This is a genomic window from Streptococcus sp. NSSLK0004 (assembly GCF_059039125.1).
The window spans coordinates 1,088,256-1,109,807 of the sequence record NZ_CM180142.1 but is presented as its reverse complement, the minus strand read 5'-3'; the positions used below and the strand labels follow the sequence as shown (position 1 = coordinate 1,109,807).

Genomic DNA, 21,552 nt, shown 5'->3' with positions numbered 1-21,552 from the left:
TCAGGGAGCCTGTGGTGCTGAGAACAGGTGGCGGAGTTTTATGAAATGGGCTGATGTGCGAATTGTCTGTCTTCAGACTTAGGTGCGCAAACGATTGTTTGGCATAACTTACTTTCAGTAATCGACCAAAACAGTCACGCAAATGAACTTAAAACAATGATAGTTCGGTCCGCACACCTTACAGTGCAACTCCTTGTTAGAGGAGATGAGATATGGGAGGATTCTAGACAATTCCCATAAGTGAGGTGGCACCGTGTCATTGACGCCCTCGCAGGTTGTTTTTCCTGCGGGGGCTTTTTCCTTGTCTTTGTAGATTACTTTTATATTGTGTCACGTTCGGCTTGCCTAACACAAGTTATGTCTGCGCCTCCGTTCCTTATCTAAAAGCAATCTACTTTGACAATGACAGTCAGAACGAGGTAATCATGATGAAACGATGGCGATGGTGGAATAGTATGTTGTTGATATAGGATGTGTATTTAAAAAGGAGAATGGATATGTTGAAAAATAAAAATTTACTTGCTACAATTGTTGCCCTTACTGTAATGGTAGTTGCTGCCTTATTCTTGACACAAAAAGAACAGAGCAATTCATCAAACACTACTGAAAAAGTTAAAATTGGTGTGTTGCAGTTTGTGACCCATGATTCACTAGATGAGATTTACAGAGGAATTAAGGATGGTCTTGCAGAAGGTGGTTACACAACGACTGACAATCTAACTATTGATTTTATGAATGCGGAAGGCGACCAGTCCCAAGTTCAGACCATGAGTAAAAAATTGGTAGATAACGGCAATGAACTTTTGATTGGTATTGCGACACCAGCTGCACAAGGTCTAGCAAACGCAACGACTGACTTGCCGATTATCATGGGTGCTGTGACGGATCCTGTTGGTGCCAACTTGGTGACAGACTTGAAAAATCCTGGTGGAAACATCACAGGGGTATCTGACCAAACACCAGTTGCAGATGCCGTTTCTCTCATCAAAGAAATTACACCAGACGCAAAAACTATCGGTGTTCTTTATTCATCAAACGAAGATAATTCAAAAATTCAAGTGGCGGAATTTAAGGCTGCTGCAGAAGAAGCTGGCTATACTGTTCTTGAATATGCAGTAGCTTCTAGCAATGAAATCGCAGCGACAGTAGAAGTTGCAAGTAGCAAGGCAGATGTCCTTTTTACTCCAGTGGATAACACAGTTGCGTCAGCATTTTCAACTGTGGTGTCTGTAGCAAATAAAACTAAAACCCCAATTTTCACAAGTGTAGAAGACATGGTAGAAGGTGGCGGGATTGCCTCTGTTACCCTTAGCCAATATGACTTGGGTGTGGCAACAGGTAAGATGGTCGCAAAAATTCTTGATGGTGCCAATCCTGGTGACACCCCTGTACAAATCTTCAATGAAGGAACTGTCGTTGTCAACCAGAAGGTTGCAGAAGAATTGGGGATCACCTTGTCTGATGATGTCATCAGTAAAGCAAGCAAGGTTATTGAATAAGAGAAAAGGAAAAATATGATTGTATCAACAGTTTCACAAGCTCTCTTATGGGCTGTACTAGGAATGGGAATTTTCGTTACCTTTCGGATTTTGAATTTTCCTGATATGACGACAGAGGGTTCTTTCCCACTAGGAGGAGCAGTTGCTGTTACCTTACTGACGCAAGGAGTCCATCCCGTCTTGGCAACTCTAGCAGCGGTTTTGGCCGGTTGCTTGGCAGGATTGGTCACAGGCTTATTATACACCAAGGGGAAAATTCCAACTCTCTTGGCTGGTATTTTGGTTATGTCTTCCTGTCATTCCGTCATTCTCTTTATCATGGGGCGGGCTAATCTAGGATTGCTGAATACCAGTCGTTTGCAAGATTTACTTCCTTTTTCAGAGGAGGTTAATAGCCTCTTACTTGGTTTGGGAAGCATTGTTCTAGTGATTGGTGCCTTGATGTTCTTTCTTTATACTCGACTTGGTCAGGCCTTTATCGCAACAGGGGACAATCCTGATATGGCGCGTAGTTTTGGTATCAATACCAGTCGAATGGAGTTGCTAGGTCTGGTTCTTTCTAATGGAATTATCGCTCTTGCAGGTGCCTTGATTGCCCAACAGGAAGGCTATGCGGATGTGTCACGTGGTATCGGTGTCATTGTCGTCGGTATGGCAAGCTTGATTATCGGTGAGGTGCTATATGGTAACCTTACCATGCTAGAACGATTTTTAGCCATTGCAGTGGGAGCTATCTTCTATCAATTCTTGATTTTGGGTGTGATTTCACTAGGTATCAATACTAGCTACCTCCGTATCTTCTCAGCCATGATTTTAGCAATCTGTCTCATGGTTCCTGAGTTGAAAAATAAAATTTTGAAAGGAGCTAGCCTGTCACGATGAAAGCAATTGTTGAATTAAAAAATGCCACCAAGATGGTAACCAATGGTTTTGATGAAGAGCGTGTGATTTTAGACAATGTCAATCTGACCATCTATCAGGGTGATTTTATCACGATTTTAGGTGGTAACGGTGCTGGGAAATCAACCCTCTTTAATGTCATTGCAGGAACCTTGCCTTTGACGAGTGGCTATGTTCATATCTTGGGGGAGGACGTAACCAATTGGCCTGCTGAAAAGCGTGCCAAGTATCTAGCGCGTGTCTTCCAAGATCCTAAAATGGGGACAGCCCCACGGATGACGGTGGCTGAAAACCTGCTTATCGCTAAATATCGTGGTCAAGGTCGTGGCTTGGTGCCACGCAGATTGGACCAACATACAGAAGAATTTTCTCAGCTTTTGCCTCGAGTTGGAAATGGTTTGGAAAAGCATTTGGATACGCCAGCAGGGCTCTTGTCTGGTGGTCAACGACAGGCACTTAGTTTGCTGATGGCGAGTTTAAAACAGCCTGAACTCTTGCTCTTAGATGAACATACCGCTGCTCTTGACCCCAAGACTAGCCAATCCTTGATGGAATTAACAGACGAGTTGATTGCAACCAAGGGAATGACGGCTCTCATGGTCACTCACCAGATGGAAGATGCGTTGAAACATGGAAATCGTCTGATTGTCATGAAAAATGGTCAGATTATCCAAGATCAAACTGCTGAAGAAAAATCCAAGATGAAACTGGAAGATTATTATCGATTGTTTGATTAAAGTCTGGAGAAATCCAGGCTTTTTTACATAATTCTTTGAGTTTTTTATAATAAAGGAGTGCAATATATTAAATATATAGCGAGGTAATGTCATGGATAAATGAGTTTTTGAAACCTTAGTAAAATTGGGGATTGACTACAATATTGTGGAACATCCGCCTGCCTTGACCACAGAGGAAGCAGATGGCTATATTGAAGGGCTAGAAGGTGTCCGTACCAAGTCTATGTTTCTGACAAACAAGAAGAAAACTGCCTTTTATTTGCTGATTATGGATGACCAGAAACAATTGGATATGGAGCACTTTCGTTATATGGTGGGAGCCAATCGCATTCGGATGGCATCGAGTGATAGTCTGATGGAAAAGATGCACTTGCCTGCTGATGTGGTATCTGTTTTTGGTTTGTTAAACAATGTTGATAAGGAAATCTTTGCTGAACCAATTTTGACCTTTCATCCAAATGTTAATACCAAGACGATTTTTGTTAAAACAGAGGATGTCTTGCGTTTTGTAGAGGAAATTGGTTTTACAACCCATATCATTGATTTGTAAAGCATGTTTTTCCGCCTGTTGCCCTTGTAAAAAATAAAAACACAACCATGATTTTTCTGGTGTGGAGAGAATGTAGTCTTCGCTACGAGCTATTTATCTAAAAAATAATAATAAGAGTGGGTAAATGCCATATTTATCCAATCAAATAACTTGACTCCTATAATAATTTATTTTATGATAGAGTAAGTAAATACTGAACTGCACCCCAAAAGTTAGACAGAAAAAATCTAACTTTTGGGGTACTATTTTTATGAAATTGAGTTATGACGACAAAGTCAAAATCTATGAGTTGCGACAAAATGGTAAGTCTCTCAAGTCCTTGTCAAAACAGTTCAATATTGCTCAGTCTGGCATCAAATATATGGTTCGATTGATTGACCGATATGGAATTGACATTGCCAAGAAAGGGAAAAATACCTACTATTCTCCAGAACTAAAGCAGGAAATGATAGACAAAGTTCTCCTTGATAAGCAGTCAACTTTATCCGTCTCTCTTGACTATGGGCATAATCAAGTGTTGGAAAAACTCGACTATGGGACAGGTTTTGATACGGTTGAGGAATTGGTAGAGGTGTTGCGAAAATTTGCCACATGGCCGACGGATTACCGTAGGGAAATCTCAGAAAAAGTACTGGAAATTGCTCAGGAGTTTTCTCATGACGAGGCAGAAGCTGCTTTACTCAATTGGCTGAAATCAGTCGGCTCTAGAGATGTACATTAATACTTATTTCATATTCTATGGAGAATATCCGGCTCCTAAGTTTTAAACAGTTCAATTCCTATCCATCTCATAATGAGTTTGAACTTATTTTTTATCTTAGTCTAGTTTCTATTTTAAAATCTAACAAAAAGTTATTTTTAAAAGTAATGTTCTGCTGAAAATCAGCAGAGTTTTTTGTAAATTTTCCTGAAAAAATGTATAATAGAAATGATAGCTACAAATTGTAGCAGACTGTAATTCGACTTGGGTTTCCCAAGGACCGTTGGTAAGAAAAAATAAACTGGACACCTGAGGGATGTTCAAAAGGAGAAAAAATGAGTAACATAAAAATTATAGCTCTCGGTGGGGTACGCGAAAATGGAAAAAATCTCTACATTGCCGAAGTAAATGAGCATATTTTTGTATTGGATGCGGGTGCTAAGTATCCAGAAAATGAGCAATTAGGTGTGGATGTTGTAGTTCCGAACTTTGATTATTTGGAGGAAAACAAGCAACGTGTAGCTGGAGTCTTTTTGACACACGGGCATGCGGATGCTATTGGTGCGCTTCCCTATTTGTTGGAAAAAGTAAAAGTGCCAGTGTTTGGTTCGCATTTAACGATTGAATTGGCTAAACTACTTGTTAAGGGAAATAATGCTACCAAGAAGTTTAATGATTTCCACATCATCAATGCAGATACAGAGATTGATTTTGGAGATTCAGTTGTTTCCTTCTTTAAAACAACCCACTCAATTCCTGAAAGTTTGGGGATTGTTGTCAAGACGGATCAAGGAAATATCGTCTACACAGGTGATTTCAAATTTGACCAGGCTGCAGATAAATTTTATCGTACGGACTTTGGTCGTTTGGCAGAAATTGGCTCTGAAGGAGTTTTGGCCCTCTTATCCGACTCTGCTAATGCGGATAGCAATGTCCAAGTAGCTAGCATGCATGAGGCTGGTGAAGAGATTCTCAATACCATTGCTGACTGTGAAGGGCGTGTCATCGTGGCTGCCGTAGCAAGTAACATCGTCCGCATCCAGCAGATTTTTGATGCAGCTGAAGAGACGGGTCGTCGAGTTGTCTTGACTGGTTATGATGTGGAAAATATTGTCCGTACGGCTATCCAATTGAAGAAGCTTCGTCTGGTTAGTGAGCGACTTTTGGTGAAACCAAAGGATATGGGCAAGTATGAAGACCATGAATTGATTATTTTGGAAACAGGACGGATGGGAGAACCATTAAATGGTCTTCGTAAGATGGCAATCGGACGCCACCGCTACGTTGAAATCAAGGAAGGGGACTTGGTTTATATTGTTACGACACCAAGTGTATCTAAAGAAGCTGTTGTTGCCCGTGTAGAAAACTTGATTTACAAGGCAGGTGGTAAAGTTACATCAATTACGAAGAACCTTCGTGTATCTGGTCACGGCAATGCGCGTGATTTGCAGCTCATGCTCAACATTCTCCGTCCTAAGTATCTCTTCCCAGTTCAAGGGGAGTACCGCCAGCTTGATGCTCATGCTAAGGTTGCACTTGAAATTGGTATGTTCCCAGAAAATATTATCATCGTTAAGCGTGGTGATGTCATGGCTTTTGAAGATGGTGATTTTGTCCATAGCGGAGCGGTTCCTGCTGGTGATGTCATGATTGATGGAAATGCTATTGGAGATGTAGGAAATATTGTTCTGCGTGACCGTAAAATTTTGTCAGAGGATGGTATTTTCATTGTTGCTTTGACGGTCAATCGCCGTGAGAAGAAGATTATTTCCAAGGCTAAGGTCAATACCAGAGGGTTTGTTTATGTGAAGAAAAGTAAGGATATCTTGCGTGAATCAGCTGACTTGGTCAATGCTACCGTGGAAAATTATTTCACTAAGGATAACTTTGATTGGGCGGAATTGAAGGCGGCTGTCCGTGATGATTTAACCAAGTATCTCTTCGACCAAACCAAACGTCGTCCAGCTATCCTTCCAGTCATTATGGAAGTTCGTTAATGTAGATGTTTACAGATAGTGAGCAGGCCGGGTTTTCCTGGCCTTTCTTAAAAAGAAAAGGAGTATGTTTATGGCAATTATGCGTATTGAATACCATTCAGAAGTCTTAGATATGAGTCGGCAGGTCAATGTTCTCTATCCAGACCGCAACCGTGTAGAGAATCCTGATGATACAGATATTCCTGTCCTCTATCTCCTACATGGAATGGGAGGCAATCAAGATTCTTGGCTTAATCGTTCGACGATTGAACGATTGGTTCGGTATACTAACTTGATTGTAGTCATGGTCGATACCGATAAGGGCTGGTATACTAACACCACCTATGGTATGAATTACTACGATGCTATTGCTATTGAGTTACCTCAGATTCTTAAACGTTTTTTCCCGAACATGTCAGATAAGCGAGAAAAGAACTTCATAGCGGGTTTATCAATGGGTGGATATGGCGCCTTCAAATTAGCCCTATCAACCAATCGTTTTTCACATGCAGCTTCCTTGTCTGGTGCCTTGTATTTTGATTTTGATAATCCTGCTTCTGCTGAGTTAGGTAGTCTTGCATACTGGCAGGGTGTTTTTGGAGATTTGTCTGATGAGGCTAGCAATCCTAATAGTCTTAAAAATATTGCCAAACTATCTGACAAGAAAACGAAACTATATGCTTGGTGTGGTGAAGAGGATTTTCTTTATACAGGTCACCAATTAGCAGTCGCAGATTTGACCAAGGCGGGTTTTGACCTGGAAGCCAGTCACGGTCCAGGAAAGCATGAGTGGTACTACTGGAATCAGCAGATTGAAAAGGTTTTGGAGTGGTTGCCGATTGACTTTGAATTAGAAGAAAGGTTATCCTAATTTAAGATAAATTTCAGAAAACAGTAGTAAACTGTTCCTTATTTTCTCGAAAGGGGACAGACTATGAAGTGGATAGGTAAAATTATCGGATTTATCTGGCAAGCATTTTGGCGACTGATTTGGTTAGCGATGGTGATGATCATCTGCCTAGTTGGACTCGTATTTTACTACCAAGGAGATAATACCCCTCAAGTCTTACAGTCTCTTGTAAGACAAGTACAGGCTGTAGTAACCGGACAAACTAGTCTGGATACGGCAGTCAATACAGAATCGGTTAATCAGTTGACGACAGATGCTCATGTCAATAATTCAGGCAGTCGTTGGGAGACAAACACTGCAACCCTCTATATCGAAACACAAAATCCAACCTTTGTTGAAGCCTATCAGACAGCCATTGCTAATTGGAATGCAACGGGAGCCTTTACCTTTGTCCTGGTTGATGATGCTAGTCAAGCAGATATTATTGCTACTGAAATGAATGATGCCAATACCAGTGCAGCAGGTGAAGCTCAATCCACCACTAATGTACTGAATAATTACTTTGTCTCGGTATCGGTCAAGCTTAATAGTTTTTATCTTCTCAACCCAGATTACGGCTATACTTTTGAAAGAATTGTTCATACGGCAGAACATGAACTGGGGCATGCAATAGGCTTAGCCCATGAGGACAGCGAGACTTCTGTCATGGAATCTTCAGGTTCTTATCATGGTATTCAGGAATCAGATATTGCCGATGTGATTGCTCTTTATGTCAACTAATAGAAAGTAGGAATATGTTTACAAGTCTTATTAATACGATTAAACGCTACCCAGAGCAAGCCTTGCTCTTTCTATACAATGCGGGTGTCTTTGCATGGTTACAGACATCTGGCAAGGCTATTTTGGAGCAGGTTGGTCTGGATAGTAACTGGTTGGAAAAAATTCCAGAGCCAGTTCGAGAACTTACAGGGGCTAGCGTAGCTGGACTGCAAGGAATCTTACAATCCTCTGCTTGGGGCTGGCTGATTGTGTCTATGATGTTAATGGTGGTTATTCGATTTGTGAAGGGAGTCATTAAATTTATCTTGATGCTACTGATTTTAGTAGGTGGAGCCTGGCTCATCTGGCAGAATAAGGAACTGCTCAACGGTTTGGTCTAAATTTTTGAAAAGGACAGTGACTAGCAAAGTCGCTGTTTCTTGCTGAAATCAGAAAAAGCAAGTCCCACGGCAATGCTAAATTATGGTACAATATTTTTATGATTATTCTAAGTGGAAACAAGATTGAACGCTCTTTTGCGGGCGAAGTTTTATTTAATAATATCAACATTCAAGTAGATGAACGGGATAGGATTGCCCTTGTCGGAAAAAATGGGGCGGGCAAGTCAACCTTGCTCAAAATTTTAGTTGGAGAAGAAGCGGCAACCAGTGGTGAGATTTCAACCAAGCGTGATTTGTCTCTCTCTTATCTGGCACAGGATAGTCGATTCCAGTCGGAAAATACTATCTACGATGAGATGCTCCATGTCTTTGACGACCTGCGGACGACGGAGAAACGTTTGCGGGCCATGGAAGAACAAATGGGCAGTCTGTCTGGCAATGAACTCGACCAGCTTATGAAGACCTATGATAGTCTGTCAGAGGAATTTCGTCTGGCAGGTGGTTTTAGCTATGAAGCTGATATTCGTGCTATTTTGAACGGTTTCAAGTTTGACCAGACCATGTGGGACATGAAAATCTCTGAACTCTCTGGTGGGCAGAATACCCGTCTTGCTCTTGCTAAAATGTTGCTTGAAAGCCCAGAGTTATTGGTGCTAGATGAGCCGACCAACCACCTGGACATTGACACGATTGCTTGGCTGGAAAACTACCTAGTACATTACAAAGGAGCCTTGATTATTGTCAGCCATGACCGCTATTTCTTGGATAAGGTGGCAACGATTACGCTTGATTTGACCAAGCATTCTTTAGACCGTTATGTAGGAAATTATTCTCAGTTTGTCGAGCTGAAAGAGCAGAAGTTGCAGACGGAACTGCAAAACTATGAGAAGCAGCAGAAGGAAATTGCCAAACTAGAAGACTTTGTCCAGAAAAATATTGTCCGTGCTTCGACCACCAAGCGTGCTCAGGCTAGACGCAAGCAGTTGGAAAAGATGGAGCGACTGGACAAGCCAACAACTGGTCAGAAGTCTGCCAACATGACTTTCCAGTCGGACAAGACTTCTGGCAATATCGTCTTGACAGTGGAAAATGCTGCGGTGGGCTACGATGGAGACATTCTCTCCCAGCCCATTTCCATTGACCAACGAAAGCTGGATGCCATTGCCATTGTCGGTCCGAATGGAATCGGAAAAACAACCCTACTTAAATCTATCATCGGAGCTCTGCCATTTATCAAAGGGGAAGCTAAGCTAGGTGCCAATGTGGAAGTGGGCTACTACGATCAGACTCAGTCGGCCCTGACACCTTCCAACACGGTCTTGGAGGAGCTCTGGTCAGCCTTTCCGACTACACCTGAAGTGGAGATTCGCAACCGTCTGGGAGCCTTTCTCTTTTCAGGAGACGACGTCAAAAAGTCCGTGTCCATGCTGTCTGGTGGGGAAAAAGCCCGCCTGCTCCTCGCCAAGCTGTCCATGGAAAACAACAACTTTCTCATCCTCGACGAGCCGACCAACCACCTGGACATCGACAGCAAGGAGGTTCTGGAAAATGCCCTGATCGACTTTGACGGCACCCTGCTCTTTGTCAGCCACGACCGCTATTTCATCAACCGCGTCGCCACCAAGGTGCTGGAAATCTCGGAAACTGGCTCCACGCTCTATTTGGGTGACTATGATTATTATTTGGAGAAAAAGGCAGAGCAGGAAGCAGTAGTCCAGCCTGACCAGCTAGAAAGCACCAGCCAATCAGCCGGAGCTATGGACTATCAAGCCCAAAAGGAAAACCAAAAAGAACAACGCAAACTGGTCCGCCGCATCGAGCAAATTGAGGCAGAAATCGACAGTATAGAAAACCGCCTGAGCGAGCTTAACCAAGCCATGCTAGAAACAAACGACATCGGTCAGCTGACCGATTGCCAGAAAGAAATCGACCAACTGACCTTCCAACAAGAAAACCTTATGGAAGAATGGGAAGAATTGTCGGAACAGATGGGTTAGGTTGACAACCTGCCCGAAACCGTATAGTCATTTAGTTTTTCTTTTATTACTTCGTTAACTCGCTTTGCCGTACTCCAGTACTGTCTGCAGCTCGTTGCCTAGTACTAAAAGTAAACTAAAAGACTATATTATCAAGCCTGCAAGCAGGTCTTGCGACAGAAAAAATCTGTTGCAAAGAGGTCTTGCTAGAAAAACGACCAGAGCAAGTCAGCCTTTCTTGGCAAAATGCTTGTGACAAGCTAAGATGAGTGTAGGACCTGTCAGACAGGATCCCGAGAGGAGAAGAAATGAACTTTGGACAACAAATCAAAGATTTACGAAAGAAGGAAGGTTTGACTCAAGAGCAGTTTGCCCTCAAGCTTAATGTGACAAGGCAAGCCGTTTCCAACTGGGAAAATGACAAAAACCTACCCGACTTGGAACTCTTGATTCTCATGTCCTCTGTCTTTTCAATCTCCGTAGATCAACTTATCTTAGGAGGAACTGACATGAACAACATGACAGAAAAAACTAGTCAAGGACGGTCGCGAAGGCCGTCGTACCCAGATGCACCTGACCATTACCATTATCGGAAGCTTTCTCATGGTTTTAGGCCTTGTCTGCTTTCTCATCAAGGCCAATTCCGTCGAATATGTCGATGCCAACGGTATCCTACATGAAAACTTCTACCTGCTCTCAGTCGGCTACTTGCTAGTTTTTACAGGAGCCATTGCCACCCTCCTATCAGGACTAGCCCTGCACCGCTTTAGAAAAGAAAATACCTAACATGACCAAACACCCACGTTTCCTTAATAGCGACCAATTTTTCGCCTGTCCACATTGTTGGCAGGCTCTTGGTCTTAACCTCAACAGTCTTCGCTGTCCCAACCGCCATACTTTTGATATCGCCAAGCAGGGCTATGTTAATCTGGCACCCCAGGTCAAGCAGTCCGCCAACTACCACAAGTCTAGCTTTGAAAACCGCCAGGCCTTTTTAGAGGCGGGCTATTACGATCATCTCTATGAGGCTTTGGAGGGGAAAATAGCAGAGCTGGGCTTGCGGTCTGTCTTGGATATCGGTTGCGGGGAGGGCTTTTATTCTCGCAAGTTAGCCGAGAAAATGGACTTGGACATTCTTGCTTTTGATATTTCCAAGGATTCCATTCTCTTGGCAGCCAAATCTGACAGGACCAAGTCGGTCAAATGGTTTGTCGGTGACTTAACCAAGTTGCCCATTCAAGACAAGACCATCGACGGGATCTTGGACATCTTTTCCCCAGCCAATTATCAGGAGTTTGCCAGAGTGTTAAAAACTGGTGGGGCAATTCTAAAATTAGTCCCAGGTCCAAATCATCTCAAGGAGCTCCGCCATTTAGCCAAAGACCAACTCCGCAAGGAATCCTATGATAACCAGGATATCGTGGACCATTTCAAGTCTTACCTGGGACAGGTGGAGCAAGTGCTGGTCAGTCGAACCATGCCCATAACTGTCGCCCATGCTCAAGTCTTGGCAGACATGACACCTCTCTTTTTCCAAGTGGACCAGTCCAAGCTGGATTTGAGCCAGTTGACCGAGATTACGGTGGAGGGTGTGCTTTTGGTTGGAACGATATAAAAAATGAAACCGCCTCTGAATGCCAGAAGCGGTTTTGCTTTATTTCTCAAATTCTGCCTTGCTTTTCACGTCGCCGTATTCTTCGGCAACTTCTTTGCTGAGGATGTCAGCGTAGCTGGCAAGGGAAATGTCTTGTCCATATTTTTTACGGAGGGCGGTTGTCACCAAGCGGTAGGCTAGGTTGGCATTACGGGACAGGATTGGTCCGTGGAAGTAGCTTCCAAAGGTATTTTTATAGTGCATACCTTCGCCACCATCTTCCTTGTTATTGCCATTGCCGTAAACGACCTTGCCAAGTGGTTTTTGGTTGTCGGCTAGGAAGGTGCGACCTTGGTGGTTTTCAAATCCATAGTAGGTTTCATTGAACTCATCATTGTGGATCTTGATGTCACCGATGTAGCGGTTCTTGGTTTGGTTGAGAGTGTAGTGTCCCATGATACCAAGACCGTCAATCTTGCGACCGCCAGCTTCGATGTAGTACTGACCGAGTAACTGGAAGCCACCGCAGATAGCTAACATGACACCGTCATTTTCGATGAAGTCTGCTAGATTTTCTTTTTTGCTTGGGAGGTCTTTGGCTAAGATGGACTGTTCATAGTCTTGTCCACCACCGAAAAAGGTGATGTCGTAGAAATCCTTGTCAAAATCATCTGTCAGAGAAACAATGTCAACTTGAACACGGGCACCCAATTTTTCAGCCACGTACTTGAGCATGAGGATATTGCCGTTGTCACCGTAGGTATTCATCAAGTCACCATAGAGGTGGGCAATGTGGAGATCGTAGGTATAGTCTTTTTCAGGACTTTTTAATGAAGTATAGACCATTATTTCATCTCCTTTCCAACTGCTTGACGTTGAGCCAAAAGATCGCGGAATTCTAACATTGCCGTATAGGTTGCTAGAATATAGGCCTGTTGACTGCTGGACTGCTCAATCAGGGTCATGATATCTTCTAGTTTAGGTGTTTCAGTGATTTGGTCTTCAGGATAGCCAGTCACACGAAGGCGACGAGCGATTTCAGATGAACGAACACCACCTGCAAAGACTTGAGGAATCTCCATTTGAGTGATTTGCTCAAAGTCTGCGTCCCAAATCCAGCTGGTATCAATTCCGTCAGCGTAGTTAGCATTGAGAAGGACAGATAGGCTGAAATCATAAGGAGCGAGTTTCATCATTTCAATGGCCTGTGTTGCACCGACTGGATTTTTAATCAAGACCAGGGTACAGTCCTTGTCACCCAGTTTGAAAGTTTCTTGGCGGCCGAAGACAGCCTTAGACTTGTCAAAACCTGCCTTGATTTTCTCAGGAGACACACCGAAAAATTCTGCTACACTAACTGCTGCAAGAGCATTGTAGATATTGTAGAGCCCACCGATGTTAATCTTATAGTCTTGCCCGTCAATGACAAAGGTGGAAGAAGTATTGGTGATTTCCCTTAACTCTGTCAATTTGTAGTCTAAGTCAGGTCGGCTAAAGCCACAGTTGGTACAGATGTAGCTACCTAAATTGGCATAGGTATTGAGTTTGTACTGGATAATCTGGTGGCAATGTGGGCAGAGGACACCTTCGGTATTGTAATGGGCCAAGCGAGGCTCATGTTCCTCTGTCGCAAAACCATAGTATTTGACTGGATTAATGATGGTTGTTGAGTTGAAAAGCGGACTATCTCCATTAGCCAAAATCGTGGCCTGTGGAGCTTTGGCTGCCCCATCCAAGATCATCTGATAGGTGGTGTAAATCTCACCGTAGCGATCCATCTGGTCACGGAAGATATTGGTAAAGACAATCAGACTAGGCTTGATAAAGTCTGTTACACGAGCAAGGCTGGCTTCATCAATCTCCAAAACGGCAATCTTCTTGCCGTTTTTATTCTTCTTGGCAGATAAAAATGTTGCCGTAATCCCTGTTATCATATTGGCGCCGCTGGTGTTGGTCGTAATTTCTCCAAAGGCTTCTTGAAGAATGCCGACGGTTAGAGCAGTTGTTAGCGTTTTACCATTAGTACCGGTAATGACTACGACTTCATAGTCCTTAGCTAAACTATCTAGAATATGTTTATCAAATTTGAGGGCGATTTTGCCAGGCAGGGTAGTACCACGTCCTAGTTTGTTGAGGACAAACTGGCTGGTCTTACCAGCGGCAATCCCTAATAATGTATTTATTTTCATGGGACTATTTTATCACAAAGGCTGATGATTTTCTAGAATGGAGTTGCCAGACGATGTGAGAGAAGAGAGGATTTTTTAAGGGAAATAACTGAAAAATGTGGTATAATAGTAGGGTTCTGATAGTAGAGAGAAAGTATGAGGAGAAGTAATGAATATTAGTCAACTAGTAGATAGCAACTACTGGCAGAGTTTGATTAGCAGTCCTTGGACAGCTATGATGCATTTGTTGGATATTTCTTTAGTGATTTATTTTATATATGCAATCAGTAAATCCCTGGCTGGTACTAAAATTATGACTTTAGTAAGAGGAGTTTTTCTCTTTTTGTTTGCTCAATTGCTGGCCAGCCTTTTGGGATTACAAACAATATCCTGGTTGATGAACCAAGTGATTACCTATGGTGTCATTGCTGGAGTAATCATTTTTGCTCCAGAGCTTCGGGCAGTTTTAGAAAAATTAGGTCGCACCACTCAGCTATTTGCAGGTTCAAATGTTAGTTCAGAAGAAGTATTAATTCAATCCTTTATAAAGTCGGTTTCTTACATGTCGCCTCGGAAAATAGGTGCGTTGGTGGCAGTAGAACAAGCACAGACTTTGCAACAATACTGTACAACAGGTATTTCCTTGGATGCTGATATTTCGAGTGAGCTGTTGATCAATATTTTTATTCCCAATACACCTCTGCATGATGGGGCAGTAATTATCAAGGAAGATAAACTAGCTGTAGCATGTGCCTATTTTCCTCTTTCAGAAAGTGCCGGAATTTCAAAAGAATTTGGAACACGCCATCGTGCTGCGATAGGTTTATCAGAAGTTTCTGATGCTTTTGTATTTATTGTATCAGAAGAGACAGGCGCAATTTCTATTGCTAAAAATGGTATTTTTAAGCATGATTTAACAATTGAAGAGTTTGAGATTGAACTCCGACGCCTCTTTGTTCCTCGTGATAAAAAGAAACCATGGTGGAAGAATTTTGGAGGAAAAAAATATGCAGGATAAAATGAAATTAGTTGGACATCTATTCGTTTCCATTTTGTTAGCCTTAGTCCTTTTCTTCTATGCTACCACGACTAATTATAAAAATTCCGCTTCTGGTAACCAGAGTATGGAATCAGAGACATACACACATACAATCACGAATGTGCCTATCACAATGAACTATGATAGCAATACATACTTTATCTCTGGTTTTTCTTCTACAGCAAATGTAGAATTAACAGGAGCGAATCGACTGATTTTACAAAAAGAAACAGATGAAGCGACTCGCACATTTCATATCTCAGTCGATTTGACAGAGCTGGGAAGTGGCACTCATACAGTGCCACTACAAATTATGGACTTACCGACTGGTATTACAGCTAGCCTTAATCCAGCAGAAATAACAGTCAAGATTGGAAAAAAAGTCAGCAAGACGTTTCCTGTACAAGGAATTATCTATGATAATCAGTTAGCATCTGGTTACACAGTCTCCAAAATAACAGTTGGTTTAGAGAATGTTAAAGTAACAACGGACGAAGATACTATGTCTAAGATTGCCAGAGTTGAAGCTGTGTTATTGGATGTGAGTAATTTATCAGAGAATTATAGTGGGACAGGAGCTTTACAAGCTGTAGATGCCGAGGGGAATGTCTTGCCAGCAGTTCTTTCACAAGTCGACACTAGTTTACAGGCTACGATTACAAAAACAAAATAAAAGATATGAGGTTTAATAATGGGTAAATATTTTGGTACGGATGGTGTCCGTGGAGAAGCAAACGTAGAATTAACGCCGGAATTGGCATTTAAATTAGGTCGTTTTGGAGGCTACGTTCTAAGTCAACATGAAACAGATGTTCCTCGTGTCTTTGTGGCACGTGACACACGTATTTCAGGTCAAATGTTGGAAGCTGCCCTGGTTGCAGGACTTTTGTCAGCTGGTATTCATGTCTATAAGCTTGGCGTACTTGCAACACCAGGTGTGGCTCACTTGGTTAAGACAGAAAAAGCAAGTGCTGGAGTTATGATTTCTGCTAGCCACAACCCAGCTCAAGATAATGGTATCAAATTCTTTGCAGGTGATGGTTTCAAATTAGATGATGCACTAGAAGCAGAAATTGAGGCGCTTCTTGATGCTGAAGAAGATACGCTCCCTCGTCCATCCGCTCAAGGTTTGGGCGACGTGGTAGATTATCCAGAAGGCTTGCGTAAATATCAGCAATTTCTTGTTTCTACCGGAGTGGAATTAGATGGCCTAAAGGTTGCTCTTGACACAGCAAACGGAGCCGCAGCAACAAGTGCTCGTCAAGTATTTGCTGATCTTGGTGCTAAATTGACAGTTATGGCTGAGCAACCAGATGGTTTAAATATTAATGAAGGAGTTGGTTCAACCCATCCTGAGAAATTGCAAGAATTAGTCAAAGAAACTGGTAGTCAAATCGGTCTCGCCTTTGACGGTGACAGCGACCGCTTGATTGCTGTTGATGAAAATGGTGACCTGGTGGACGGCGACCGTATCATGTATATTGTTGGTAAATACCTCGCAGACAAGGGGCTTCTTGCCAAGAATACCATTGTGACAACCGTTATGTCCAATCTCGGTTTCCATAAAGCTTTGGACCGTGAGGGCATTGAAAAAGCTGTAACCGCAGTTGGTGACCGCTATGTCGTTGAAGAGATGCGCAAAGGTGGCTACAGTGTCGGAGGTGAGCAGTCAGGACACGTTATCTTGATGGATTATAACACCACAGGTGATGGCCAGTTGACCGCTGTACAATTGACCAAAATCATGAAAGAAACTGGTAAAACCTTGTCAGAATTGGCAGCAGAAGTAACTATTTATCCACAAAAATTGGTCAATATCCGTGTGGAAAATAGCATGAAGGACAAGGCTATGGAAGTGCCTGCCATCGCAGCTATCATTGAAAAGATGGAAACAGAGATGGCTGGAAACGGTCGTATCTTGGTACGTCCAAGTGGTACCGAGCCACTCTTGCGTGTCATGGCAGAAGCACCAACGGATGCTGAAGTCGATTACTATGTGGACACCATTGCTGATGTGGTCCGTGCAGAGATCGGAATTTAAGTAGAAATCAATCATTCGTTAAGCTGATTTCATTGTCTGGATCCACAAGATTGAGTAGGAATTTCACAGCTGATAAGCGAAGAAGTTCCACTCAAGACTGCGAGAATAAAAGTAAAAAAACTGGAGTTGCTTGCTCCAGTTCTTTGATGTTATGAGGAAAATATGAGTATTTTAGAAGTAAAGAATTTAAGTCATGGGTTTGGTGACCGCGCAATTTTTGAGAATGTCTCCTTCCGTCTCTTGAAAGGGGAACATATCGGTCTTGTTGGTGCTAATGGTGAGGGAAAATCAACCTTCATGTCTATCGTAACAGGACAATTGCAACCAGATGAGGGCAAGGTAGAATGGTCCCGCTATGTAACGGCAGGTTATTTAGACCAGCATGCTAAATTAGAAAAGGGTCAATCAGTCCGTGATGTCTTGCGAACAGCCTTTGATGAACTGTTCAAAACTGAAGCTCGAATCAATGACATTTACATGTCCATGGCAGAAGAGGGAGCCGATATGGATGCCCTCATGGAAGAGGTTGGCGAACTGCAGGATCGTCTGGAAAGCCGTGATTTCTATACGCTGGATGCCAAGATTGACGAAGTGGCGCGTGCGCTTGGTGTCATGGACTATGGCATGGACAAGGATGTGACGGAGTTGTCTGGTGGTCAACGGACTAAGGTTCTTTTGGCAAAATTACTCTTGGAAAAACCAGACATCTTGCTTCTGGATGAGCCGACCAACTACCTGGATGCTGAACACATCGACTGGCTCAAACGTTACTTGCAGAACTATGAAAATGCCTTTGTCTTGATTTCCCACGATATTCCATTCTTGAATGACGTGATTAACATTGTCTACCATGTAGAAAATCAACTCTTGACCCGTTACACAGGGGATTACTACCAGTTCCAAGAAGTCCATGCTATGAAGCGGGCTCAGTTGGAGGCGGCTTACGAACGCCAGCAGAAGGAAATCGCAGACTTGCAGGACTTCGTTAACCGGAACAAGGCCCGCGTTGCAACTCGAAACATGGCCATGTCCCGCCAGAAGAAGCTGGATAAGATGGAGATTATTGAGCTTCAAGCAGAGAAACCAAAGCCATCATTTGATTTCAAAATGGCTCGCACACCAAGTCGTTTTATCTTCCAGACAACTGATTTGGAAATCGGCTATGACCGTGTCTTGACTCGCAAGCCTCTCAATCTGACCTTTGAACGCAACCAGAAGATTGCCATTGTCGGTGCCAACGGTATCGGTAAATCAACCCTTCTCAAGAGTTTGCTTGGGATTATTCCCCCACTTGGTGGCTCTGTGGAGCGTGGGGAGTATCTGGAACTAGGTTACTTTGAACAGGAAGTTGCTGGTGGAAATCGTCAGACTCCACTTGAAGCGGTCTGGGATGCCTTTCCAGCTCTTAACCAAGCAGAAGTGCGCGCTGCTTTAGCACGTTGTGGTCTGACATCTAAACATATCGAAAGTCAGATTCAAGTTCTTTCAGGTGGTGAACAGGCAAAAGTTCGATTCTGTCTGCTCATGAACCGTGAAAACAATGTTCTGGTCCTTGACGAGCCGACCAACCACTTAGATGTGGATGCTAAAGATGAACTCAAACGCGCCCTCCAAGCCTATAAAGGCTCCATTCTCATGGTCTGCCACGAGCCTGATTTCTACGAAGGTTGGGTGGATGACATCTGGGATTTTAATGAGTTGACATAAGAAATAAGCTGCCGAAAGGTAGCTTTTTCTTTGTGCTTATACTATAATAGAATGAGCATAGTAAAGGAGGTAAAAATATGAAAAGAATAGAACGAGGTCATATTGGCTAGGCCTCTCCAGAGGAAATAAGAATGACAGATTATGTAAACTACAACCAAGAACGTTGGAATCGGGTTTCAGCTAGACAGGGAAATGCCTATACAGTTCCGCTCAGTCATGAGGAATTTGAAGAGGCAAAAGCAAAGGCCTTATCCGTTTCCCTGACGGTTGGAAAGACAGTACCGCTTGACTGGTTTGAAAAAGCTCAAGGTAAGAAATTGCTGGGTTTGGCCTGTGGTGGTGGTCAACAGGGACCGATATTTGCGGCTCACGGTTACCAAACGACCATTATGGACTTCTCCAAGGAACAGTTGGACAAGGATAGGCTAGTTGCTGAGCGAGAAAATCTGGATTTGCAAACGGTGCAGGCAGATATGACACAAGCCTTTCCTTTTGAGGATGGAACTTTTGACATCATCTTTTGTCCTGTTTCAAATGTTTATATCGAAGATTTAGAAACTATGTGGCGGGAATCCTATCGGGTCTTGAAAAAAGGTGGCTTGCTCATGGTTGGCTACATGAACCCTTGGATTTATGTCTTTGATGCTGATGATGTTTGGGAGCATCCAGACAGAGCATTGGTTCCAATGTACAGCCTACCTTTCAACGCACGACAATTAGAAGAAGCAGGACAAATTACGATTGACCCAGAATATGGCTATGAATTTAGCCACACCTTAGAAGAACAGATTGCTGGGCAATTACGAGCTGGTTTTGCCATGATTGATTTTTATGAATCCAAAGACAGCCGCAATCGCTTGTCCCAATTTGGTTCAGATTATTTGGCGAATTTGTCTGTTAAGTTGTAGAAATTTAGAAGTAGAAAGCCCATCTCATATGCATCGTGCTAAAAACAAGCAGAAATCCCCCGTTAAGATAATTATCTTAACGGGGGATTTGAAGTTTCTGAGCTAATAATTTTAGCCATTAAGGAGAAATTTTTGAATTATTTATGAAGTTTTTACTGAAAGAATTGTTGTAACCACTGACTTCCATATATCCAAAAGAAACTGTAGGCAACTATAGAAATTGGACGACAGAGAAGGATAATGATGATAAATTTACGATAGCTCATACTGGTTAAACCAGTAATCATGACAACTATATCTGCAGGGGAAATAGGTGAAAGCATACATAGGATAAAGAAAATTTCATAGCCTCGTTTATTATCAATTTTACTTTCATATTTATAAAAAGTTTCTTCATTCATGAAGAGTAGGCAGAATTTTTTTCCATAACGACGGGATAGCCAGAAAAGGATGATGCTTCCAATGGAAATTCCGATATAGTTTAAGAAAAATCCCCACCAAAAGTTAAATACAAGAAAGCCGACGACCGTTGTAACTCCTCCAGGAATGATTGGAAAAACCACCTGGACAATTTGAATAAGGAGAAAGGTAAGGCTTCCAAAAGCACCATGACTTTTGATTAAATCAGTAAGAACATTTTGATCGTTCAAAATTCCGATTCGATATAGCCAAATAAGAAAAAATCCAGTTGCAATTAACGTTAATACACTTAATACTCGAATTGTTTGTTGCCAAAATTTATACATAATCACATTGTACCATATTTCAAATTATTTTTAAATTGTAAAAATAGCTTTGCTATTTATGAAAAAATCTGCTATAATAATTCTCGTATCAAACCTAAGGGGTTGTTACGGATTCGACAGGCATTATGAGGCTTGTTCTGCAACTCATCGGCAGATGTAAAAATGCCAGTTAAATATAACTGCAAAAAATACAAACACTTACGCATTAGCAGCTTAATAACCTGCCTGCGTGACCAGTCGCGAATTGCTTGTGTTTGTTGATTGGTCTTAAAATAACAAGCTACGTTGGGATTGAGTCAGGCTGTCCCAAAAGAGATGAACTGACTCGCTTGTACTAGGTTTGAGTTATGTATCGAGTCCAAGTTAAAGTAAGACATAACCTATGGTTGTAGACGAATAAGTTAGCAGATGTTTGGACGTGGGTTCGACTCCCACCAGCTCCATATATGGAAGATTACTCAAGAGGCTTAAGAGGCCGTGTTGGAAACGCGGTAGGCGTGTAACAGCGTGCGTGGGTTCGAATCCCATGTCTTCCGTAGCTTATAAAAGAACGATTGTCCAATCGTTCTTTTTTCAACTGTTCATAATAATATTTTGTGAGTCAAAACTACATATACGGAACTTCTTCGTTCCTTTTTGAAGGCAAATTCATCCTATATTTTTTAGTGTATAATAAGTCATATAGTTGCTTTTCCTTTTAAAGTATATGGTATTTTCTATGTAGGAATAAAATAATCTAGCCTAGAACGGGTAGAGTAAGAGTACTAGACTAATAGAATTATTAGCAATATTTGTCTGTTTTAAGGTTCTAGATTTTATTTATGTTATAGAGAATAGTTGAATTATCGAATTTGGGAATTATGGGTATGCTTTATCATTCATAAGAAACGAATTGCTTTTTAAGTTAAGTAATTAATAGTTTGGAAAAAAGAGAGTGAAGTTGCTTATTTGTGTTATACTATACTCATATAAATATTTTAAAATAAGTCTATAAGATTTAT

General features: G+C 42.1%; 18 protein-coding genes, 1 tRNA gene, 1 other RNA gene and 2 pseudogenes. 19 read left to right on the top strand and 3 right to left on the bottom strand.

Annotated features, from left to right (window positions below; genetic code table 11):
- The first annotated feature begins 497 nt into the window (after positions 1-497).
- The 12 genes and pseudogenes from trpX to AC4CS8_RS05640 all read left to right on the top strand — a co-directional run bounded on the left by trpX (position 498) and on the right by AC4CS8_RS05640 (position 11,963).
- Positions 498-1,499, top strand: a complete 1,002-nt coding sequence (trpX, locus tag AC4CS8_RS05695) for a tryptophan ABC transporter substrate-binding protein (RefSeq protein WP_493892358.1) — start codon at positions 498-500, stop codon at positions 1,497-1,499.
- A 15-nt stretch (positions 1,500-1,514) separates the two neighbouring features.
- Entirely contained in the window at positions 1,515-2,381 is an 867-nt protein-coding gene (locus AC4CS8_RS05690) for an ABC transporter permease (RefSeq protein WP_493892357.1), read from the top strand.
- Positions 2,378-3,136: an ABC transporter ATP-binding protein gene (locus AC4CS8_RS05685; RefSeq protein ID WP_493892356.1), complete on the top strand. Its 759-nt coding sequence runs from the start codon at positions 2,378-2,380 to the stop codon at positions 3,134-3,136. The genes AC4CS8_RS05690 and AC4CS8_RS05685 overlap by 4 nt, the downstream gene beginning before the upstream one ends.
- A gap of 124 nt (positions 3,137-3,260) precedes the next feature.
- Positions 3,261-3,686, top strand: a complete 426-nt coding sequence (locus AC4CS8_RS05680) for a prolyl-tRNA synthetase associated domain-containing protein (RefSeq protein WP_493892355.1) — start codon at positions 3,261-3,263, stop codon at positions 3,684-3,686.
- A gap of 250 nt (positions 3,687-3,936) precedes the next feature.
- Positions 3,937-4,188, top strand: a pseudogene (locus tag AC4CS8_RS05675) (hypothetical protein); the annotation flags it as partial.
- A 533-nt stretch (positions 4,189-4,721) separates the two neighbouring features.
- Positions 4,722-6,383 (top strand): ribonuclease J, encoded by a 1,662-nt coding sequence (locus tag AC4CS8_RS05670; protein WP_493892354.1) that lies wholly within the window; start codon positions 4,722-4,724, stop codon positions 6,381-6,383.
- Between the two features lie 70 nt (positions 6,384-6,453).
- On the top strand, positions 6,454-7,233 hold the full coding sequence (locus tag AC4CS8_RS05665; RefSeq protein ID WP_493892353.1) for an alpha/beta hydrolase: 780 nt from the start codon (positions 6,454-6,456) through the stop codon (positions 7,231-7,233).
- 63 nt (positions 7,234-7,296) lie between these two features.
- Positions 7,297-7,992 carry a M57 family metalloprotease gene (locus AC4CS8_RS05660; protein ID WP_493892352.1) on the top strand — a complete coding sequence of 232 codons (696 nt, stop codon included), beginning with the start codon at positions 7,297-7,299 and terminating at the stop codon, positions 7,990-7,992.
- Between the two features lie 14 nt (positions 7,993-8,006).
- Positions 8,007-8,372 (top strand): hypothetical protein, encoded by a 366-nt coding sequence (locus AC4CS8_RS05655; RefSeq protein ID WP_493892351.1) that lies wholly within the window; start codon positions 8,007-8,009, stop codon positions 8,370-8,372.
- Between the two features lie 98 nt (positions 8,373-8,470).
- A complete protein-coding gene (locus AC4CS8_RS05650; protein WP_493892350.1) occupies positions 8,471-10,369 on the top strand; it encodes an ABC-F family ATP-binding cassette domain-containing protein in 1,899 nt (632 codons plus the stop codon).
- Positions 10,370-10,656: 287 nt separating this feature from the next.
- Positions 10,657-11,134, top strand: a pseudogene (locus AC4CS8_RS05645) (helix-turn-helix domain-containing protein).
- Position 11,135: 1 nt separating this feature from the next.
- Positions 11,136-11,963: a methyltransferase domain-containing protein gene (locus AC4CS8_RS05640; RefSeq protein WP_493892349.1), complete on the top strand. Its 828-nt coding sequence runs from the start codon at positions 11,136-11,138 to the stop codon at positions 11,961-11,963.
- Positions 11,964-12,002: 39 nt separating this feature from the next.
- Here AC4CS8_RS05640 and gatD read toward each other — a convergent pair whose 3' ends face one another.
- The gene (gene gatD, locus AC4CS8_RS05635; RefSeq protein ID WP_493892348.1) at positions 12,003-12,788 is read right to left on the bottom strand and encodes a lipid II isoglutaminyl synthase subunit GatD; all 786 of its coding nucleotides are present in this window, start codon (positions 12,786-12,788) and stop codon (positions 12,003-12,005) included.
- Positions 12,788-14,131 carry a lipid II isoglutaminyl synthase subunit MurT gene (murT, locus tag AC4CS8_RS05630; protein ID WP_493892347.1) on the bottom strand — a complete coding sequence of 448 codons (1,344 nt, stop codon included), beginning with the start codon at positions 14,129-14,131 and terminating at the stop codon, positions 12,788-12,790. Before murT ends, gatD begins: the two co-directional genes overlap by 1 nt.
- Before the next feature lie 148 nt (positions 14,132-14,279).
- Here murT and cdaA point away from each other — a divergent pair, with 148 nt between their 5' ends.
- The 5 genes from cdaA (at position 14,280) to AC4CS8_RS05605 (ending at position 19,805) form a co-directional block, all read left to right on the top strand.
- Positions 14,280-15,128, top strand: a complete 849-nt coding sequence (gene cdaA, locus AC4CS8_RS05625; protein ID WP_493892346.1) for a diadenylate cyclase CdaA — start codon at positions 14,280-14,282, stop codon at positions 15,126-15,128.
- A complete protein-coding gene (locus tag AC4CS8_RS05620) occupies positions 15,118-15,822 on the top strand; it encodes a CdaR family protein (RefSeq protein WP_493892345.1) in 705 nt (234 codons plus the stop codon). The genes cdaA and AC4CS8_RS05620 overlap by 11 nt, the downstream gene beginning before the upstream one ends.
- 18 nt (positions 15,823-15,840) lie before the next feature.
- A complete protein-coding gene (glmM, locus tag AC4CS8_RS05615; protein WP_493892344.1) occupies positions 15,841-17,190 on the top strand; it encodes a phosphoglucosamine mutase in 1,350 nt (449 codons plus the stop codon).
- Between the two features lie 162 nt (positions 17,191-17,352).
- On the top strand, positions 17,353-18,897 hold the full coding sequence (locus AC4CS8_RS05610) for an ABC-F family ATP-binding cassette domain-containing protein (protein ID WP_172028812.1): 1,545 nt from the start codon (positions 17,353-17,355) through the stop codon (positions 18,895-18,897).
- Between the two features lie 131 nt (positions 18,898-19,028).
- Positions 19,029-19,805: a class I SAM-dependent methyltransferase gene (locus tag AC4CS8_RS05605; protein ID WP_493892343.1), complete on the top strand. Its 777-nt coding sequence runs from the start codon at positions 19,029-19,031 to the stop codon at positions 19,803-19,805.
- Between the two features lie 152 nt (positions 19,806-19,957).
- On the opposite strand, the gene AC4CS8_RS05600 is transcribed toward AC4CS8_RS05605, so the two are convergent.
- On the bottom strand, positions 19,958-20,551 hold the full coding sequence (locus AC4CS8_RS05600) for a TVP38/TMEM64 family protein (RefSeq protein WP_493892342.1): 594 nt from the start codon (positions 20,549-20,551) through the stop codon (positions 19,958-19,960).
- A gap of 98 nt (positions 20,552-20,649) precedes the next feature.
- Between AC4CS8_RS05600 and ssrA the strand changes: the two genes are divergently transcribed.
- Together ssrA and AC4CS8_RS05590 are read left to right on the top strand one after the other, a co-directional pair.
- Positions 20,650-20,997: a transfer-messenger RNA gene (gene ssrA, locus AC4CS8_RS05595) on the top strand.
- Positions 20,998-20,999: 2 nt separating this feature from the next.
- Positions 21,000-21,087: transfer RNA gene (locus AC4CS8_RS05590), tRNA-Ser, on the top strand.
- Positions 21,088-21,552 lie beyond the last annotated feature (465 nt).

What these genes read in the sequence shown, in the direction of transcription:
- cdaA (WP_493892346.1), top strand. Translation starts at nt 14,280, where the DNA reads ATGAATATTAGTCAACTAGTAGATAGCAACTACTGGCAGAGTTTGATT.
- AC4CS8_RS05665 (WP_493892353.1), top strand. Translation starts at nt 6,454, where the DNA reads ATGGCAATTATGCGTATTGAATACCATTCAGAAGTCTTAGATATGAGT.
- AC4CS8_RS05660 (WP_493892352.1), top strand. Translation starts at nt 7,297, where the DNA reads ATGAAGTGGATAGGTAAAATTATCGGATTTATCTGGCAAGCATTTTGG.
- murT (WP_493892347.1), bottom strand. Translation starts at nt 14,131, where the DNA reads ATGAAAATAAATACATTATTAGGGATTGCCGCTGGTAAGACCAGCCAG.
- AC4CS8_RS05610 (WP_172028812.1), top strand. Translation starts at nt 17,353, where the DNA reads ATGAGTATTTTAGAAGTAAAGAATTTAAGTCATGGGTTTGGTGACCGC.
- AC4CS8_RS05655 (WP_493892351.1), top strand. Translation starts at nt 8,007, where the DNA reads ATGTTTACAAGTCTTATTAATACGATTAAACGCTACCCAGAGCAAGCC.
- AC4CS8_RS05685 (WP_493892356.1), top strand. Translation starts at nt 2,378, where the DNA reads ATGAAAGCAATTGTTGAATTAAAAAATGCCACCAAGATGGTAACCAAT.
- AC4CS8_RS05605 (WP_493892343.1), top strand. Translation starts at nt 19,029, where the DNA reads ATGACAGATTATGTAAACTACAACCAAGAACGTTGGAATCGGGTTTCA.
- AC4CS8_RS05650 (WP_493892350.1), top strand. Translation starts at nt 8,471, where the DNA reads ATGATTATTCTAAGTGGAAACAAGATTGAACGCTCTTTTGCGGGCGAA.
- glmM (WP_493892344.1), top strand. Translation starts at nt 15,841, where the DNA reads ATGGGTAAATATTTTGGTACGGATGGTGTCCGTGGAGAAGCAAACGTA.
- trpX (WP_493892358.1), top strand. Translation starts at nt 498, where the DNA reads ATGTTGAAAAATAAAAATTTACTTGCTACAATTGTTGCCCTTACTGTA.
- gatD (WP_493892348.1), bottom strand. Translation starts at nt 12,788, where the DNA reads ATGGTCTATACTTCATTAAAAAGTCCTGAAAAAGACTATACCTACGAT.
- AC4CS8_RS05620 (WP_493892345.1), top strand. Translation starts at nt 15,118, where the DNA reads ATGCAGGATAAAATGAAATTAGTTGGACATCTATTCGTTTCCATTTTG.
- AC4CS8_RS05640 (WP_493892349.1), top strand. Translation starts at nt 11,136, where the DNA reads ATGACCAAACACCCACGTTTCCTTAATAGCGACCAATTTTTCGCCTGT.
- AC4CS8_RS05690 (WP_493892357.1), top strand. Translation starts at nt 1,515, where the DNA reads ATGATTGTATCAACAGTTTCACAAGCTCTCTTATGGGCTGTACTAGGA.
- AC4CS8_RS05600 (WP_493892342.1), bottom strand. Translation starts at nt 20,551, where the DNA reads ATGTATAAATTTTGGCAACAAACAATTCGAGTATTAAGTGTATTAACG.
- AC4CS8_RS05670 (WP_493892354.1), top strand. Translation starts at nt 4,722, where the DNA reads ATGAGTAACATAAAAATTATAGCTCTCGGTGGGGTACGCGAAAATGGA.